Source organism: Micrococcus sp. HMSC31B01, from assembly GCF_001816085.1.
Classification (GTDB): Bacteria; Actinomycetota; Actinomycetes; order Actinomycetales; family Micrococcaceae; genus Micrococcus; species Micrococcus luteus.
The window spans coordinates 1-888 of record NZ_KV825068.1; the positions used below are offsets into that span (position 1 = coordinate 1).

Genomic DNA, 888 nt, shown 5'->3' on the forward strand with positions numbered 1-888 from the left:
CAGAAGGTGCTGGCCGCGGCGGGTGTGGCGTCCCGGCGCGTGAGCGAGGACCTCATCGCCGAGGGCCGCGTGGAGGTGGACGGCGTCGTCGTCACCGAGCCCGGCGTGCGCGTGGACCCGGCCCGGGCCGTGATCCGGGTGGACGGCATCTCCGTGCAGACGGACGTGACCAAGCAGTACTTCGTCTTCAACAAGCCCCGCGGCGTGATCTCCACGATGGTGGACCCGGAGGGCCGGCCCTCGATCGCCACCTATCTCAAGCCCGGGCAGGAGCACCTGTTCCACGTGGGCCGTCTGGACAACGAGACCGAGGGCCTGCTCATCCTCACCAACGACGGCGAGCTGGCCAACCGCCTCACCCACCCCAGCTACGAGGTCCCCAAGACCTACGTGGTGCAGACCCGCGGCCCGCTGGCCAAGGGCGTCTCGAACCGGCTGCGCGAGGGCGTGGAACTGGAGGACGGCGTGGCGCAGGTCGACTCGTTCAAGCTCGTCGACTCGACGCCGGGCCACGTGCTCGTCGAGGTCGTGCTGCACTCGGGCAAGAACCGCATCGTGCGTCGCATGTTCCAGGAGATCGGCCACCCGGTCGAGCGGCTCGTCCGCGTCAAGGTGGGCCCCATCCTGCTGGGCGACCAGAAGCAGGGCACCGTCCGCGCACTCAACGCGCAGGAGCTGGGCCACCTCAAGGCCCTGGTCGGCCTGTGAGCGCGCCCGCCGAGTCCGCCGCCAAGCTCGGTGACGGCCCGGCCGGGATCCCGCAGCCCGTGCTCGTCCGGGGGACCGGTCTGCTGGGCGCCTCGATCGGCATCGGGCTGAGCGCGGCCGGTGTGGACGTGCGCCTGCACGACCCCTCGCCCGCCGCCCTGGCCGTGGCCGCGGACATCC

Annotated in this window: 1 protein-coding gene and 1 pseudogene; both read left to right on the forward strand. The window is 71.8% G+C overall.

Annotated features, from left to right (window positions below; translation table 11 throughout):
• On the forward strand, positions 1 to 708 hold a 708-nt coding region (locus HMPREF3105_RS04870; RefSeq protein ID WP_070708885.1), incomplete at its 5' end, for a pseudouridine synthase.
• Positions 705 to 888, forward strand: a pseudogene (locus tag HMPREF3105_RS04875) (prephenate dehydrogenase); the annotation flags it as partial. The gene HMPREF3105_RS04870 and the pseudogene HMPREF3105_RS04875, both read left to right, overlap by 4 nt.